The sequence below is a fragment of the Bacillus sp. FF-1 genome, from assembly GCF_028548245.1.
In the GTDB taxonomy this organism is placed as follows: Bacteria; Bacillota; Bacilli; order Bacillales; family Bacillaceae_G; genus Bacillus_A; species Bacillus_A paranthracis.
Map to the genome: position 1 here is coordinate 454,406 of NZ_JAQQGG010000001.1, position 14,663 is coordinate 469,068.

The 14,663-nt window shown below is 35.2% G+C and carries 17 protein-coding genes; 13 read left to right on the plus strand and 4 right to left on the minus strand.

Features of this window, described 5'->3' with window-relative positions; genetic code table 11:
* Nucleotides 1-74: 74 nt before the first annotated feature.
* The 7 genes from dinG (at nucleotide 75) to PQF83_RS02515 (ending at nucleotide 7,031) form a co-directional block, all read left to right on the plus strand.
* The gene (gene dinG / locus PQF83_RS02485) at nucleotides 75-2,879 is read left to right on the plus strand and encodes an ATP-dependent DNA helicase DinG (RefSeq protein WP_000044927.1); all 2,805 of its coding nucleotides are present in this window, start codon (nucleotides 75-77) and stop codon (nucleotides 2,877-2,879) included.
* Nucleotides 2,880-3,130: 251 nt separating this feature from the next.
* Complete coding sequence (locus PQF83_RS02490) at nucleotides 3,131-3,301, plus strand: YpmA family protein (protein WP_000358352.1); 171 nt, start codon at nucleotides 3,131-3,133, stop codon at nucleotides 3,299-3,301.
* Nucleotides 3,302-3,308: 7 nt separating this feature from the next.
* Nucleotides 3,309-3,812 (plus strand): cell wall elongation regulator TseB-like domain-containing protein, encoded by a 504-nt coding sequence (locus tag PQF83_RS02495; protein WP_000758749.1) that lies wholly within the window; start codon nucleotides 3,309-3,311, stop codon nucleotides 3,810-3,812.
* 18 nt (nucleotides 3,813-3,830) lie between these two features.
* Nucleotides 3,831-5,018 (plus strand): aspartate transaminase AspB, encoded by a 1,188-nt coding sequence (gene aspB, locus PQF83_RS02500; protein ID WP_000761548.1) that lies wholly within the window; start codon nucleotides 3,831-3,833, stop codon nucleotides 5,016-5,018.
* Between the two features lie 120 nt (nucleotides 5,019-5,138).
* Nucleotides 5,139-5,846: a DNA replication protein DnaD gene (dnaD, locus tag PQF83_RS02505; RefSeq protein WP_000728540.1), complete on the plus strand. Its 708-nt coding sequence runs from the start codon at nucleotides 5,139-5,141 to the stop codon at nucleotides 5,844-5,846.
* Nucleotides 5,847-5,861: 15 nt separating this feature from the next.
* Entirely contained in the window at nucleotides 5,862-6,509 is a 648-nt protein-coding gene (gene nth, locus PQF83_RS02510; protein ID WP_000933025.1) for an endonuclease III, read from the plus strand.
* A gap of 3 nt (nucleotides 6,510-6,512) precedes the next feature.
* The gene (locus PQF83_RS02515; protein WP_000442682.1) at nucleotides 6,513-7,031 is read left to right on the plus strand and encodes a YpoC family protein; all 519 of its coding nucleotides are present in this window, start codon (nucleotides 6,513-6,515) and stop codon (nucleotides 7,029-7,031) included.
* A gap of 23 nt (nucleotides 7,032-7,054) precedes the next feature.
* Here the strand turns inward: PQF83_RS02515 and PQF83_RS02520 are convergent, their stop codons facing one another.
* Both PQF83_RS02520 and recU read right to left on the minus strand, forming a co-directional pair.
* Nucleotides 7,055-9,766 carry a PBP1A family penicillin-binding protein gene (locus tag PQF83_RS02520; RefSeq protein WP_001283132.1) on the minus strand — a complete coding sequence of 904 codons (2,712 nt, stop codon included), beginning with the start codon at nucleotides 9,764-9,766 and terminating at the stop codon, nucleotides 7,055-7,057.
* 65 nt (nucleotides 9,767-9,831) lie between these two features.
* The gene (gene recU, locus PQF83_RS02525; RefSeq protein ID WP_000155592.1) at nucleotides 9,832-10,434 is read right to left on the minus strand and encodes a Holliday junction resolvase RecU; all 603 of its coding nucleotides are present in this window, start codon (nucleotides 10,432-10,434) and stop codon (nucleotides 9,832-9,834) included.
* Nucleotides 10,435-10,537: 103 nt separating this feature from the next.
* Between recU and PQF83_RS02530 the strand changes: the two genes are divergently transcribed.
* Nucleotides 10,538-11,566, plus strand: coding sequence for a DUF2515 domain-containing protein (locus PQF83_RS02530; protein WP_000495633.1), 1,029 nt, complete (start codon nucleotides 10,538-10,540; stop codon nucleotides 11,564-11,566).
* A gap of 123 nt (nucleotides 11,567-11,689) precedes the next feature.
* Here the strand turns inward: PQF83_RS02530 and PQF83_RS02535 are convergent, their stop codons facing one another.
* The gene (locus PQF83_RS02535) at nucleotides 11,690-11,866 is read right to left on the minus strand and encodes a hypothetical protein (RefSeq protein WP_001982922.1); all 177 of its coding nucleotides are present in this window, start codon (nucleotides 11,864-11,866) and stop codon (nucleotides 11,690-11,692) included.
* Between the two features lie 85 nt (nucleotides 11,867-11,951).
* On the opposite strand from PQF83_RS02535, the gene PQF83_RS02540 reads away from it, so the two are divergent.
* Both PQF83_RS02540 and PQF83_RS02545 read left to right on the plus strand, forming a co-directional pair.
* On the plus strand, nucleotides 11,952-12,194 hold the full coding sequence (locus PQF83_RS02540; protein WP_001252039.1) for a hypothetical protein: 243 nt from the start codon (nucleotides 11,952-11,954) through the stop codon (nucleotides 12,192-12,194).
* 15 nt (nucleotides 12,195-12,209) lie between these two features.
* Nucleotides 12,210-12,554 (plus strand): YppE family protein, encoded by a 345-nt coding sequence (locus tag PQF83_RS02545; protein WP_000872959.1) that lies wholly within the window; start codon nucleotides 12,210-12,212, stop codon nucleotides 12,552-12,554.
* 24 nt (nucleotides 12,555-12,578) lie between these two features.
* On the opposite strand, the gene PQF83_RS02550 is transcribed toward PQF83_RS02545, so the two are convergent.
* The gene (locus PQF83_RS02550) at nucleotides 12,579-12,770 is read right to left on the minus strand and encodes a YppF family protein (RefSeq protein ID WP_000242664.1); all 192 of its coding nucleotides are present in this window, start codon (nucleotides 12,768-12,770) and stop codon (nucleotides 12,579-12,581) included.
* A gap of 177 nt (nucleotides 12,771-12,947) precedes the next feature.
* Here PQF83_RS02550 and PQF83_RS02555 point away from each other — a divergent pair, with 177 nt between their 5' ends.
* The 3 genes from PQF83_RS02555 (at nucleotide 12,948) to PQF83_RS02565 (ending at nucleotide 14,607) form a co-directional block, all read left to right on the plus strand.
* Nucleotides 12,948-13,418: a YppG family protein gene (locus tag PQF83_RS02555; RefSeq protein ID WP_000487707.1), complete on the plus strand. Its 471-nt coding sequence runs from the start codon at nucleotides 12,948-12,950 to the stop codon at nucleotides 13,416-13,418.
* A gap of 155 nt (nucleotides 13,419-13,573) precedes the next feature.
* Nucleotides 13,574-13,996, plus strand: a complete 423-nt coding sequence (locus PQF83_RS02560; protein ID WP_000546264.1) for a CotD family spore coat protein — start codon at nucleotides 13,574-13,576, stop codon at nucleotides 13,994-13,996.
* Nucleotides 13,997-14,052: 56 nt separating this feature from the next.
* Nucleotides 14,053-14,607, plus strand: coding sequence for a DUF1273 domain-containing protein (locus PQF83_RS02565; protein ID WP_000862921.1), 555 nt, complete (start codon nucleotides 14,053-14,055; stop codon nucleotides 14,605-14,607).
* The last annotated feature ends 56 nt before the right edge of the window (nucleotides 14,608-14,663 follow it).

Sequence of the window (14,663 nt, forward strand, 5' to 3'; positions counted from 1 at the left end):
GATGAGATAAAACGTGGTATAGTAACATTATATAATTTTCTGTTTGATAGGTAAGAAATTGAGGTGTTACATATATGAGTAAGCGTTATGTCGTTGTGGATTTAGAGACGACAGGGAACTCCTGGAAGGATGGGAAAGATAAAATTACCCAAATTGCAGCTGTTGTAGTGGAAGATGGAGAGATATTAGAGATTTTTTCATCTTTTATTAATCCGAAGAGAGAGATTCCACCATTTATTACAGAGTTAACAGGGATTGATGAGAGTATGGTTAAGCAAGCCCCGTTATTTGAAGATGTAGCCCCAATGGTTGTTGAGCTATTACAAGGTGCAGCTTTCGTTGCACATAACGTTCACTTTGATTGGAATTTTTTAACGGAAGAATTAAGGCAGGCTGGATATACAGAAATACATTGTCCAAAAGTTGATACAGTTGAGTTGGCGCAAATTCTTTTGCCAACGGCTGATAGTTATAAATTACGTGATTTAGCTAAACAACACGAATTAGAGCATGATCAACCGCATCGTGCGGATAGTGATGCTCTTGCAACAGCGGAATTGTTTTTACAATTTTTAAATGAAATTGAGAAGTTACCCCTTGTCACCTTGCAATCGCTTTATGAATTGAGTGATGTGTTTCAAAGTGATATAGCGGATGTGCTTTCTGAAAATATTTTAAAGAAAATGATGCATGGTAAAAAAGGAGCAGAGGGATATGAAGTGTATCGAAATATTGCCCTTCGAAAACGAAATTATTCTTTAAACTTAAGTGAAACATGTGCATTTAAATTTGATGCTTTCTTGCATAAGACAATTGATAAACTTGAGTCGAATATGCCAAAGTTTGAAAAAAGAGAAAGCCAACAGAGTATGATGAAGGAAATATATACAGCGCTAAGAGATTCTAGGTTTTCACTAATTGAAGCAGGAACAGGAACAGGAAAGACTCTTGCATATTTGCTTCCAAGTATTTATTTTGCAAAGAAAAAAGAAGAACCTGTCATCATAAGTACCCAAACTGTACAACTGCAGCAACAAATACTAGAAAAAGAAATTCCATTATTACAGAAAATAATGCCATTTTCATTTGAAGTAGCTCTTCTGAAAGGAAGAAAGCATTATCTTTGTCTACATAAATTTGAATATGCTTTGCAAGAAGAAGAGAAGAATTATGATATGGCGCTCACGAAGGCAAAAATTTTAGTGTGGTTATTGCAAACGGAAACGGGCGATCGTGATGAATTAAATATTCCTGAGGGCGGAAAGTTACTTTGGAACCGGATTTGTAGTGATGTACATAGTCCGGGTGGGATGCAAAGCAACTGGTTTAGTCGTTGTTTTTATCAACGAGCAAAGAATAGAGCATTATTTGCAGATATCGTTATTACAAATCATGCGTTATTATTTCAAGATTTTTCAAGTGAAGAACCACTGTTTGCTTCATGTGAGCATATTATTTTTGATGAGGCTCATCATATCGAGGAAGCAGCGAGTAGAACATTAGGTGAACAGTTCTCCTGTATGTATTTCCAGCTAGTTTTATCTCGTCTTGGTACGCTAGAAACAGATGATGTACTTTCTAAAGTATATAAAATGATGAAAAAATCAGAGCAAGCCTCCCGTTCTACTTTCCGCATGGTAAGTCATAGTTTGAAGGAATTGAAATTTGATGCGGATGAGCTATTCCAAATGTTACGTGCATTCATCTTTAAACAAACAAAGCAGGAACAAGGGATCAGCAATATGCCACTCATTTATCGATATAACACGGAAGTAGAGAAAGGTAAGTTATGGGATAGTATTACCGAGTTAACAAATCGCTTTGTATATGATATAAGGAAATTACTCTCTACACTTGAGAAGCAAGTTGATATATTGCAAAGTAAATTAGAATGGGAAATGCATGTTGTTACAGGTGAATTTATGCATTTAATTGAGTTGTTGAGAAAGATGGCGCAATCTTTACAAGTACTCATTTTAGAAAAAAATTCATATGTGACATGGATGGAAACTGAAACGAAGGGAACCATTCATTCAACTGTTTTATATGGGCAACCTGTTCATATTGGTGAAAGATTTGCTGATGAATTTTTAACAGAGAAAAAGAGTGTTATTTTCACATCAGCAACGCTAACAGTAAACGATTCATTTGACTATATAAAAGAAGAGCTAGGCTTACATGATTTTGCTCCAAATACATTACAGGTCCCATCACCATTCCATTTTGAAGAACAGATGAAATTAATGGTTTCAACGGATGTGCCCTTTATTAAGCAAGCAAGTAATGAAGAATATATTGAATCTGTGTCGGCTCATATTGCAAAAATAGCGAAAGCTACAGAAGGTAGAATGCTTGTTTTGTTCACTTCGTATGAAATGTTGAAAGAAGCGTATACGAATTTGAAAAATGATGAGGAATTAGAAGGCTATTTATTATTAACGCAAAGTGTGAATAATAAGAGCAGAAGTCGTCTCATTCGTAAGTTTCAAGAGTTCGATAAATCAATTTTATTAGGAACAAGTAGTTTTTGGGAAGGGATAGATATACCTGGAGATGCCCTTAGTTGTCTTGTTATTGTCCGCCTTCCCTTTACGCCTCCTCATCAACCGATGATGGAAGCAAAAGGAGAGTGGTTAAAAAATCAAGGAGAGGACGTATTCGCTAAGTTAGCACTCCCGCAAGCAATACTGCGTTTTAAACAAGGATTTGGTCGTCTTATTAGAACAAGTACAGATACCGGAACGGTGTTTGTACTAGATCGTCGTTTGACAAGCGCTTCCTATGGAAAACGTTTTTTACAATCAATTCCAACTGTTCCGCTTTATGAAGGCCCTCTAGAAGAATTGTTAGAACAATTAAAGGAACGGCCAATTGAATAAAATTGGAAGGAAAAATACGCCTGAAGTGCATGTAAACTTCGGGCGTAAAAAATGTGGGTAGGAGGAATTTTATTTTTCTTACTTCTTGTATACAAAATGTATCGGTTTTCGACTTGAAACCTTTTTTTGCTGTACATGTCCTGCTATAATAGATGGGTGATGAAGCAGGGGTTGTAAAGAATGTACTCTTATTGTAACCGCATTGCGTTCTTCTATAATTAGAAATTTTTGTGTAACGGAGGAGTTTTTTCATGGATAAGAAAATCGAAGTCCTATCAACGACGCGTATTAAATATTCGTCTGACTTGTATAAAATCGTTGATAGTTTGAATCGTACGTTAAAAGAGCAGGACCTCATGTTCGGATTAGCATTAGACGAAAAAGATAAAGAAACAGCTGTATTTACGATTTACAGAACGTAGTGATACAATGAAAAAGTGGATCTTTGCAATCGTTATCGTAATCGTTGCTAGCGGAATATATGGGGCGTATGTTTATAATAAAGCAATGGAAAAGAAAATCCCTAAAGAGGCAAAATCTGTAGAAATTGCAAAAGAAAAAGCAAAGCTTGTAAAAGTAAAATCTGTGGATTATTATAACGGAGAATCTTCATATACTGTCGTACAAGGTACAGATGAAAAAGGAGAACAACTTATCGTTTGGGTGCCTGAGAAAAAAGGGGAAACTATAGTAAGGAAAAAGAGTGAAGGTATTTCTGAAAAAGAGGCTTTACAAAGAACGATTGAACAAGTCGGAGATGACAGTAAAGAGCACAAAAGTAAGCCTAAAGAAATTTTAAAAATAAAATTAGGCTTTGAAAACAATATACCATTATGGGAAGTTACATATATTGATGATGAAAATCGTTATAGTTATTACTATCTTGCATTTAAAGATGGGCAGTTTTTACGACGATACAGCATTGAAAAATAGATGTAGGGGGAACTACAAATGAAATTAGCAAAGCGAGTAGCTGCTTTAACACCATCTGCAACTTTAGAAATTACAGCAAAGGCACAAGCATTAAAAGCAGAAGGTCATGATGTAATTGGATTAGGAGCAGGAGAACCTGACTTTAATACGCCAGAACATATTATGGATGCTGCACATAAAGCGATGTTAGAAGGACATACGAAATATACACCAACAGGTGGGTTACAAGCGTTAAAACAAGAAATTGTGAAGAAGTTTACTCGCGATCAAGGAATTGCGTATGATCCGTCTGAAATTATTGTATGTAACGGCGCAAAGCATGCATTATATACATTATTCCAAGTGCTACTTGATGAAGGTGATGAAGTTATCATCCCTACGCCATACTGGGTAAGTTATCCGGAACAAGTAAAGCTTGCTGGTGGTAAGCCAGTTTATGTAGAAGGCCTTGAAGATAATGAATACAAAATTACAGCGAAGCAGCTGCGTGAGGCAATTACAGAGAAAACGAAAGCAGTTATTATTAATTCACCGAGCAATCCAACAGGAATGATTTACAGCAAAGAAGAATTACAACAGCTTGGAGAAGTATGTTTAGAACACAATATTTTAATCGTTTCAGATGAAATTTATGAGAAATTAATTTATGGTGGAGCAGAATATACTTCGGTTGCCCAGCTTTCTAATGCATTAAAAGAACAAACACTTATTATTAATGGTGTATCTAAATCTCATTCTATGACAGGATGGCGTATTGGATATGCAGCAGGAAATAAGCAGCTTATTAAAGCGATGACGAACTTAGCGAGTCATAGTACGTCAAACCCTACTTCAATCGCTCAATACGGCGCAATCGCGGCATATGCAGGCTCACAAGAACCTGTAGAAACAATGCGTCAAGCATTTGAAGAGAGATTAAACATTATTTATGATAAATTAATTCAAATCCCTGGCTTTACTTGCATTAAACCACAAGGTGCATTTTACTTATTCCCTAATGTAAAAGAAGCAGTAGCTTTATCAGGATACGAAACTGTTGATGATTGGGCAAAAGCTCTATTAGAAGAGGAAAAAGTAGCTCTTGTACCAGGTACAGGATTTGGTGCTCCAAATAACGTTCGTTTATCATATGCGACATCTCTTGAACAAGTGGAGAAAGCATTAGAACGTATTCACACGTTTATGAAAAGTAAAGTGCAAGCTTAATTGTATATTTTATTAATGTAATACAAAAACCTTCCTACATAATAGGGAGGTTTTTTTGACGAATTGTGGCAAAAAGAAATAGCGAAAGGTGTGTTATACTAGAGAGCGAGGTGTTTGGTGATGAAAAAGAAAATGATGTTACAGTGGTTTGAGCAGGGAAGCATTGCAATTCCAAAATTACTTATGATGCATTATAAAAAATTAGGGTTAAATGAAACAGAATTTATGGTTGTACTTCATGTACATACATTTTTAGAATCGGGCAATTCATTTCCGACTCCGTCAGAGATTTCAGAACGGATGACGATTACCGAAATGAAATGTATGGAAGTAATTCAGGCATTGATTCAAAAAGGTTTTTTATCACTAGAAGGTGGACAAAAATCAGAAGCGATGATGTGTGAAAGTTATTCTTTACAACCGCTATGGGAAAAAATATTGCATTTCTTAATGAATGAATCAATAGAGGAAGAACAAAAAGAAATAAAGCAATTGCAAGTAAATTTATATACAGTATTTGAAAAAGAATTTGGAAGACCACTTTCTCCTTTTGAATGTGAAACGTTGGGAATGTGGGAAGATCAAGATCAACATCATCCGAATTTAATTCAAGCGGCCCTCAGGGAAGCTGTAATGAGTGGTAAGCTTAATTTCCGATATATTGATCGTATTTTATTTGAATGGAAAAAGAATGGTATTAAAACAGTAGATCAAGCCCAAAACCAAGGACGGAAATTTAGAGCAAATCAACAACGAACGCAGCAAACGACAAAACAAGAGACGAAATTTACTGGAAAAGTGCCTTTTTATAATTGGTTGGAGCAGTAATGTAGGAGGAAGTATATGTTAAATAAAACGCAAATTCGCTATTGTTTAGACACAATGGCGGATATGTACCCAGAAGCACATTGTGAATTAATTCATGATAATCCATTTGAACTAGTAATCGCGGTAGCATTATCTGCACAATGTACAGATGCACTTGTAAATAAAGTGACGAAAAATTTATTTCAAAAATATAAAACACCAGAAGATTATTTAAGTGTTTCGCTAGAAGAATTACAACAAGATATACGTTCTATTGGTTTGTATAGAAATAAAGCAAAAAACATTCAAAAATTGTGCAGAATGTTATTAGATGATTACAATGGGGAAGTGCCGAAAGATCGAGATGAGCTTACGAAGTTACCAGGTGTAGGTCGGAAAACAGCAAACGTAGTTGTTTCGGTAGCGTTTGGTATTCCGGCAATTGCTGTTGATACGCATGTAGAGAGAGTGAGTAAACGGTTAGCGATTTGTAGATGGAAAGATTCGGTGTTAGAAGTAGAAAAGACATTAATGAAGAAAATTCCGATGGATGAATGGAGCGTTACACATCACCGTATGATTTTCTTTGGACGTTATCACTGTAAAGCGCAGCGACCACAATGTGAAGAGTGCCCTTTACTAGAAGTATGCCGAGAAGGAAAGAAGCGAATGAAGGGGAAATAAAGGATGGAGCGAGTGATAGAAATACCGAGAGAATTTCGGTGCTTACCATTTTTTAAAGAAAGTATAAATTCGATTGCGTATTATACAGAACAGTCATTTGAAGAAACAATACAAAAGACTTATTTTATATATGATATGGAAAGACAATATGAGCCGTGGAATGAAATTGAAAACAGTATTCCGGTAATGTTGAATGTATGGAAAAATAAGCATGAGGACATTGCTACTTTATTTCGAAACAGAAAGAAACAAGAAGCTGAAGGTCCGATGATTCTTTTTGCAGCACATTTATTATCAATTGTATATTGGCTAAATGAGCAACCTGTTCATAGTTTGAATAAAATAGAAGATTTTACGAGTGAATTGGAAGTGCAACCAGTTAATTTTATAGAGCGATATTCGTTCATTATAAAGAAACCGAATAATTATCATTCTTATATTCAGTTAGCGCAGTTGTATATTGAAATAGAAAAACTATATGTAAAGAAAATGATAACAAAAAAGAAGTCCTATTCTCGTTAAGAGAAAGGACTTCTTTTTTTGTATTAAGACTCTGTTGTAACAACATTTCCGTCTGCGTGAGGTGTATCTTCGCCGGTATTTTGTTGTTGTTGTTGTTGCTCTTGTTGTTTCTTAGCTTCTTCTTCAGCTTTTTTTCTAGCTTCCTCTTCAGCTTTCTTTTGAGCCTCTTCTTGCTGTTTACGTTGTTGTTCTTGTTGTTTTTTAGCTTCTTCTTCAGCTTTTTTTCTAGCTTCCTCTTCAGCTTTCTTTTGAGCTTCTTCTTGTTGTTTACGTTGTTGTTCTTGTTGTTTCTGAGCTTCTTCTTCAGCTTTTTTAGTAGCTTCTTCTTGTTTTAATTTGTCTTCATTGGCCTTTTTCTGAGCTTCCTCATCAGCTTTTTTCTTAGCTTCTTCTTCAGCCTTCTTCTTAGCAGCCTCATCTTCAGCTTTCTTCGCGTCTGGAGTTCCTCCAGGCGCAGTGAAGGATGCACCAACGGCAGGGCTTGTTCCAGTACCTTTTTTCGCTACTACAGAGAAGCTGTAAGTAATGCCTGGTTTAATACCACCAAGAGTAGCTGTCGTACCTTTTATTGATAAACTACCACTTGAACCGTCAGTCGCTTTATAGCTTGCGGCATACGCATCAACTTCTGCTGGTCCAGACCAGTTTAGTGTAACTGTGCTAGCGCCATCGAAAGTGACATTAAGACCACTAGGTGCATCTACTTTAATTTGTTTCACTGCATCCTTTTTAGCGCCTTTTACGTACAATTCACCATTTAATTCTTGTACAGAAGAAGGGCGTTCGAAACGAGTTTTATCTGTAGCGAATTTACTCATCATTACTTGGAACATTTGCTGTGCAATTCTAGTATAACGATCACTAATGTAGTTTTCTGGGCCATTTTTTTCGTACCCAGTCCATACTGCCATTGTATATTGCGGTGTATATCCAGCGAACCAGCTATCTCTGTTTGCATCAGCTGGAATACCATATTCTTTTATAACGTCTGCATCAAAGTTTTGTGTTCCTGTTTTACCGGCAACATCAACACCTGAAACGTATGCTGTTGGACCCGTACCACCAGAACCAGGTTTTACTACGTCACGAAGAACGTCAGTCACCATGTAAGCTGTGTAGTCTTGCATCGCACGTTGTTCTTTCGGTTTAAAACTTTTCTTTTTCCCATCTGGGAAGATAACTTCTTTTACGAAGTGCGGTTTATTGTAGTTCCCACCGTTACCAAAGGCTGCATATGCACCTGCTACTTGTAATGGAGAACTATCGTTACTACCAATTGCTGTTGATTCATATGTTTTGCCGTCTTTAAATGTCATACCTAAACCTTCAGCAAACGCTTGTGACTTAGGAAGACCAACCGCTTGAGCTGTCTTTAAAGCGGGAATGTTTAATGATTTTTTCAAAGCTTCACGTAGTGAAACGTCACCTTTGTAACTATTTGTTGCATTTCGTATTTTTTTACCATCGGAATACGTATATTCTGAGTCATTTAATTGATGGTATGTAGACCATTGTAAATTCTCAATTGCTGGACCGTAGTCGAAAATTGGTTTCATTGTTGAACCAACTTGGCGTTTTAAATCAGTGGCCATATTATGACCTTTGAAAGTAGACTTACTTTCTTTACGCCCAGCTCCAATTGCTCGAACTTCTCCAGATTGTGTATCCATAAATACGAATGATCCTTGGAATTGATCGTTCGGATACTTAATAAGATTGCCATCCATAATTTTATCAGCATAATCTTGCGCATCTTGATCAAGTGTTGTATGAATCGTTAAACCATCTGAACCGATATTTACATCGGGATATTCTTTTTCAACTTCTTTTACAACAGCATCTAAAAATGCTTGATACTTCATCTCCGTTACTTCTGAAGATGGTTGAAGACCTTCAGTTACAGGGATTTTCGTTGCGTTATCCATCTCAGCTTTTGTTATATAACCATGTCGATTCATTAATGATAATACGACGTTTCGACGTTGTGTAGCTCTTTCAACGTTGTCTTTTTTTGTAGGATCATAAATATTAGGACCTTGGGGTAAACCTGCAAGCATTGCAGCTTCATGTAACTGTAAGTCTTTTAAATCTTTGTCATAATATTTTTTTGCTGCTGTTGCAATACCGTACGAACGGTTACCTAAGTTAATCTTATTTAAATACATTTCTAAAATTTCATGTTTAGAGTATTGTTGCTCTAATTTGTAAGATAGGTACCATTCTTGCACTTTTCTCTTTGCAGTTTTGTCCATCGTTAGAAAATAGTTTTTGACTACTTGTTGTGTAATCGTACTACCACCTTGAGATCCGAATCCCCCAGTGACATTTTCCATAACTGCTTTTGTAGTTCGTTTAAAATCAATTCCATTATGATCATAGAAACGTGAATCCTCAGTTGCAAGGAATGCATTTTCAACTACTTTTGGAATTTGATCATACGTAACGTGGGTTCGTTTTTCAGCACCGTATTCATAGAAAAAGTTCCCGTTCTTATCAAGAAACTTTGTTGATAAAGGGTTGACAAGTTTTGATTTGTCTAATTTTGGAGCATCCTTCACCATAACAAAGAAAGCGGACACGCCAGCTACAAGACCAACGATACCAAGAAGTAGACAACCTATAAGGAATTTTTTAAAAAAGGAGCCTTTTTTCTTTGGTTTTTTCTCTGTATTTGTTTCTTGCTTTTGATTTTTTACATGATTTCGTTCTGTACGAGAACGATAATTATCTGACATTATACTTTCTCCTACCTTTCATTCTCTCCCCAAAAGTCGAAAAAAGAGCCTTAGTGATGACTCTATCACGAAAAATAAACCGTGTCTAGTACACGGATATAATCAATCCGAGGGTGATAACCGCATGATAATAAAGATCCATGCTCTTCTATTTCTTCTTTCGTAATCGATTTTCTTCCACCTGTATTTTGACGATTCCAAAATGCAATAATATGTTTTGCATCTAATAAATAAAGTTCATCAAAAAGTGTAAATTTAATAATAACAAATGCAATTCCATTATGAGCGATTACTTGCTTCATATGCTCAATTTGATGAAGGTGGAAGTTTTGAAGTGGAAAACTCGTTTTATTTTTTGTTTCTTTCGCTTCAAAATCGATGTATTTCCCTTTATATACACCGTTGTAATCTGTTGTAGAAGGTTGTTTAAAATACGCTTCTTTTACCACTGCAGCACTTCGAGCGGGGTAATCCACTTTTACAATTTGAAGAGGTGTAGGTTTTTTATGTACGCATGCAATATTATGGGTTAAGTAATATTCATTCGTTTCATTCAATTCCTCTTCAAGGGACATACCTCTATTACTGTAAGTATGTTTTTTAATTGGTGTTTTATGAGGTTGTGAAGCTTGATTGTACCGTTTTCCATTTGGGTAACGAATGGTCATAGTGTGTCCACTCCCAACTTGCTAAGAATTACTTACAAAGGTGATTATAACAAAAAATGAAAAAAGATGTGACCTTTTTCAAGAAAGGTATGAGGACTTCTTTATGTTTACATGGAATGATTATGAAAAAATCAAGCAATATCGTAAAAAGATGATGGTCTGTACAGAAGAGGAAAAAACAATCGTTTACAACATTAAGAGGGAAATAGAAATAGCTAATATGGACAACATTTCTCGAACAGAGTGTTATCAAGAATATTATGTAAGAAATAGTGAGATTAGGTGGGCTTTTTTAGCAAGTATGGTCTCAAGAAATGCAGGATGGAATATGACTGATTTAGAAGGGAGATATTATGCTACTGTTTTACCTCAAACAGTAAAAAAACATTTGTTTTTAACTTACGAAGAAGCAAATTGGATTATTTTTTTAGATGCATTTCCTCAGCTGTTGTTATACGAAGAAAGTAAGAGGAGGCAGATCCCACTATTCCATTTGTTACAATATTTTAACGTATCCATTTTTATGGAAAAAGAATGGATATATTTTTGGGAGAAAAAAGATATAAATAGACTTATGACAGCGCTTATTATAAATGAACAAAATAAAATTCAAAAACCAGTTATTGAGAATGCATACTTTAAAAAACATGTATTCCATACAGCCCTTTTTAAATTACAAGAAATGCTTCATATTAGTGCCGTTATATTCCCAACCGTTGAAGGGAAGGTGTATGGTTTTTCAGTTTATCAATTTGAAACGTTACAGAAGCGTATAGAACTAGGAAAGAAATTAGCAGCGTTACTGTTCCATCCGAATTACAAAAGTTTATTCCATAGATTTGCATCGCAAACGATACACACAGGATCAAGAACAGATTATGAATGTTATGTAAGTGAAGCTAGAAAATCTTGTACACCAGCTCTTAGAGAAGTTTATCCTGCTGTTGCACATGATGAAATAAGTATGAGAGATTGGTTTTGTAGAGATACGGAAATAAATGAACTATTTTTACGAGAAGAGTATACGGGTGAAGTTGATATAACAGAATGGTATAAAAGAAAGAGGGAGCAAATCTATATTGCTTCCACCGTAAATCGTTTTGTTAAAAGGATGGATGAGTTCGTGATATAATAAAAAAGAAGTCCCGTCTTCATAAATGAAGACGGGACTTCTTAATGTGAAGTAACCCTACTATGCGTGGTAAACATTTAATCTCAAAACGTAATGAATATAAGAGATTAAAGAAGTTTCACTTTATGTAGCAGGGAAGTTTGGACCATCTAATTTTGGATTGCCAGTTTCGGGTTTATTTTGTTTATTTTGTTTTTTCTTTTTTTCGTTTTTGTTCTTTGCCATTTTCATGCACCTCCTTTTTGTATTGTTACCATTTCTATAAATGACATACAAAATGATTTCTTTGACGAATAACAACTAGTTTTGTCATGTGGGCAGGAGTGAAGAATCATTCGGCGAAATTACATGACAAAGGAAAAGCAAAGAAGGAGGCGTTTTGTATATGGCGATGGTTCAGAAGGAAGATGTAATGAAAACAATGGATCAAATGTTAAGTTCTCTCGATTTGCTGGAAATGAATATAGGGATTAGAATGAATCATGCATTAAAGGATAAGAGTGAAAAAATATGCAACAAGATAGAAATAACAGAAATGCATATTGAGCATATGGAAAATAAATTAGTGCATCACGAAGAAAAAGGGAATTGGGTGAAGGCATTTCAAAACGTCGTAGTGAGTGCATAATAAGGTGGGAATAAAATGAAGTATGAAGCATTAATACAGTCTTCGGAAAAACTTATGCAACATAATAATGAAGCGAATGTGAAAAAAAGAGAAATGATTGAATACGATTTTTATAAGGATATGAAACCGTTTGTAGATATGGTAGATGAGGAATTAAAAGTGTGGAAAGAATTAGCTTATGAATGGATTAAGGAAGAAAAACCGAAGTATATACATGTACAGCAAATTGATCAAGTGTACGATAATTTACAAACAAATGTGTTGCAATGCTTTGTAAATAAGGGTAAAGGTAAGCGATTCTTTGAAACGCATCAAGCCATTTCGTATACTTTGCAAAATATAATTGAGCAATGTAAGTAACAAGAGGGAAAACCCTCTTGTTTTTTATGCTTCTGTCACTGTTGTAGGTTTTGTTGCCCCGTTTATTTCTAGTTCTTTTATTACTGTTCGGTAATCTGAAATACATATTTTCCCTTCGAGATACCAATGTCTCGCAAAGTCTAACAATTCATTTACATTCTCTGTGTAATACCCCTTTTTTTGAGAAAACGCTTGTTTTAAATCCCCTAATACCATGTTGATTCCTCCCCCATGAGAATCTTCTTCTTTTTTATCATAGCATGGAAGGGTTTTCTTTTATAATTTTTTAAAAATTTAAACTTCCGACAAAAATAGACAGATACTCCGTCACACAAATTATTTTACAAGTACATATTATATATGTAGAAACTTATGTGAAGGAGGAGAGAATGCATGTTTCAACAATCTAACGTATATCAGCAATCTAATCCATATGCACAGCAAAATATGTACCAATATAATACGGATACATATTTACGTTATAATATGTATCCTTTCGAGCCTCATTATGGAAATCAAAATTATTACCAGCCATTTGAAGTATCGTTTATGAATCAACCGCAGCAACCGTATATGAATCAACAACCGCAACCTTATATAAATTCACAATACTATATGCCACCACCATCTCCCTATGGCAATCAACAAGCGATGTTTTATCCACCAAAACAACCGTATCCGACACAAAATAAACAAAAGCAACAGCAGCAACCAAGTCAATTTTCTAGTTTTGTTTCCCAATTTAAAAATTCAGATGGTAACTATGATGTAAATAAAATGATGAATACAGCTGGACAAATGATGAATGCGATGAATCAAGTGACAGGTATTGTAAAGCAAGTGGGAGGCTTTTTTGGTAAGTAATGTCGAAGGTTTGTCTATAAAAAGCATTGGATAGAAAATCAAAGACTAGACAAATTTCCTTAGAATAAATGGGTATATATAACAAGCGGCTTACCCTCTTTTCTCATACTGTAAAGTGTAATCAGATTTTTTTTATGAGAGAGGAGAGAAAAACTATGCATCATTGTCATCCTTGCTTTGGAGGGCATAAGCCTACAGGACCTATTTGTACAACTGCTCCTGTCATTCATCCGACGAAACAATGCGTAACACATTCTTTTTCAACAACGGTGGTGCCACACATTTTCCCGACGCATACAACACATGTACATCATCAACAAATTAAAAACCAAAACTTCTTCCCGCAAACAAATTCAAATGTAAATGTTGTGGACCCAATCGATCCAGGATTCGGCGGATGTGGACCATGTGGCCATGGTCATCACCACCACCACGGTCATCAAATATCCCCATTCGGACCAGGACCGAATGTATCGCCGTTTGGACCAGGACCAAATGTATCACCATTTTTACCAAACAATGTATCACCAGTAGGTCCGAATATTGGACCAAACGTTGGTGGAATATTTAAAAAGTAAATGATATGTTAGAACTAGCGAAATGCTAGTTCTTTTTTTGTAATTGGAGTGTTGATATGAAAGTTATTGCAGTAACAGGCTATAAGCCATTTGAACTTGGAATATTTAAAAATGATCATCCAGGAGTAGAATGTATAAAAAAGGCGCTGCGTCGTAAATTAACTGCTTTTGTAGAAGATGGGTTAGAGTGGGTTATAATAAGTGGCCAGTTAGGTGTAGAATTATGGGCTGCTGAAGTTGTTTTTGAAATACAAGTAGAATATCCAGATTTAAAATTAGCGGTATTTACTCCATTTTTAGAACAAGAAGAAGGTTGGAAGGAAGATAACCGTGAATATTACGAATTTATTCTCTCTCAAGCAGACCATGTTGATAGTATCACAAAACGAAAGTACGAAAGCCCAGAGCAATTTAAATTAAAAAATCAATTTTTTATTGAAAAAAGTGATGCACTTTTAGCTGTATATGATGAAGAAAAACCAGGGAGTCCTAAATATATTGTAGAAGCGGCAAAGAAAAAAGGAGAAATAGAAAATTATCACAGTTATTTCATTCTTTTTTCCGATTTACAAGATATAATAGAAGAGGAACAGTGGAATAATGCTGAGTAATATGTAATATAGTACTCGTATATATGATTGACAAAAAGCATTGTTTCTGAAAAAAT

Bases quoted from the DNA above. Each gene is read 5' to 3' on its own strand.
- PQF83_RS02565 (WP_000862921.1), top strand. From the start codon at position 14,053: ATGAAAGTTATTGCAGTAACAGGCTATAAGCCATTTGAACTTGGAATA.
- PQF83_RS02560 (WP_000546264.1), top strand. From the start codon at position 13,574: ATGCATCATTGTCATCCTTGCTTTGGAGGGCATAAGCCTACAGGACCT.
- dinG (WP_000044927.1), top strand. From the start codon at position 75: ATGAGTAAGCGTTATGTCGTTGTGGATTTAGAGACGACAGGGAACTCC.
- PQF83_RS02545 (WP_000872959.1), top strand. From the start codon at position 12,210: ATGAAGTATGAAGCATTAATACAGTCTTCGGAAAAACTTATGCAACAT.
- aspB (WP_000761548.1), top strand. From the start codon at position 3,831: ATGAAATTAGCAAAGCGAGTAGCTGCTTTAACACCATCTGCAACTTTA.
- dnaD (WP_000728540.1), top strand. From the start codon at position 5,139: ATGAAAAAGAAAATGATGTTACAGTGGTTTGAGCAGGGAAGCATTGCA.
- PQF83_RS02520 (WP_001283132.1), bottom strand. From the start codon at position 9,766: ATGTCAGATAATTATCGTTCTCGTACAGAACGAAATCATGTAAAAAAT.
- PQF83_RS02550 (WP_000242664.1), bottom strand. From the start codon at position 12,770: ATGGTATTAGGGGATTTAAAACAAGCGTTTTCTCAAAAAAAGGGGTAT.
- PQF83_RS02495 (WP_000758749.1), top strand. From the start codon at position 3,309: ATGAAAAAGTGGATCTTTGCAATCGTTATCGTAATCGTTGCTAGCGGA.
- PQF83_RS02490 (WP_000358352.1), top strand. From the start codon at position 3,131: ATGGATAAGAAAATCGAAGTCCTATCAACGACGCGTATTAAATATTCG.
- PQF83_RS02515 (WP_000442682.1), top strand. From the start codon at position 6,513: ATGGAGCGAGTGATAGAAATACCGAGAGAATTTCGGTGCTTACCATTT.
- PQF83_RS02555 (WP_000487707.1), top strand. From the start codon at position 12,948: ATGTTTCAACAATCTAACGTATATCAGCAATCTAATCCATATGCACAG.
- PQF83_RS02530 (WP_000495633.1), top strand. From the start codon at position 10,538: ATGTTTACATGGAATGATTATGAAAAAATCAAGCAATATCGTAAAAAG.
- nth (WP_000933025.1), top strand. From the start codon at position 5,862: ATGTTAAATAAAACGCAAATTCGCTATTGTTTAGACACAATGGCGGAT.
- PQF83_RS02540 (WP_001252039.1), top strand. From the start codon at position 11,952: ATGGCGATGGTTCAGAAGGAAGATGTAATGAAAACAATGGATCAAATG.
- recU (WP_000155592.1), bottom strand. From the start codon at position 10,434: ATGACCATTCGTTACCCAAATGGAAAACGGTACAATCAAGCTTCACAA.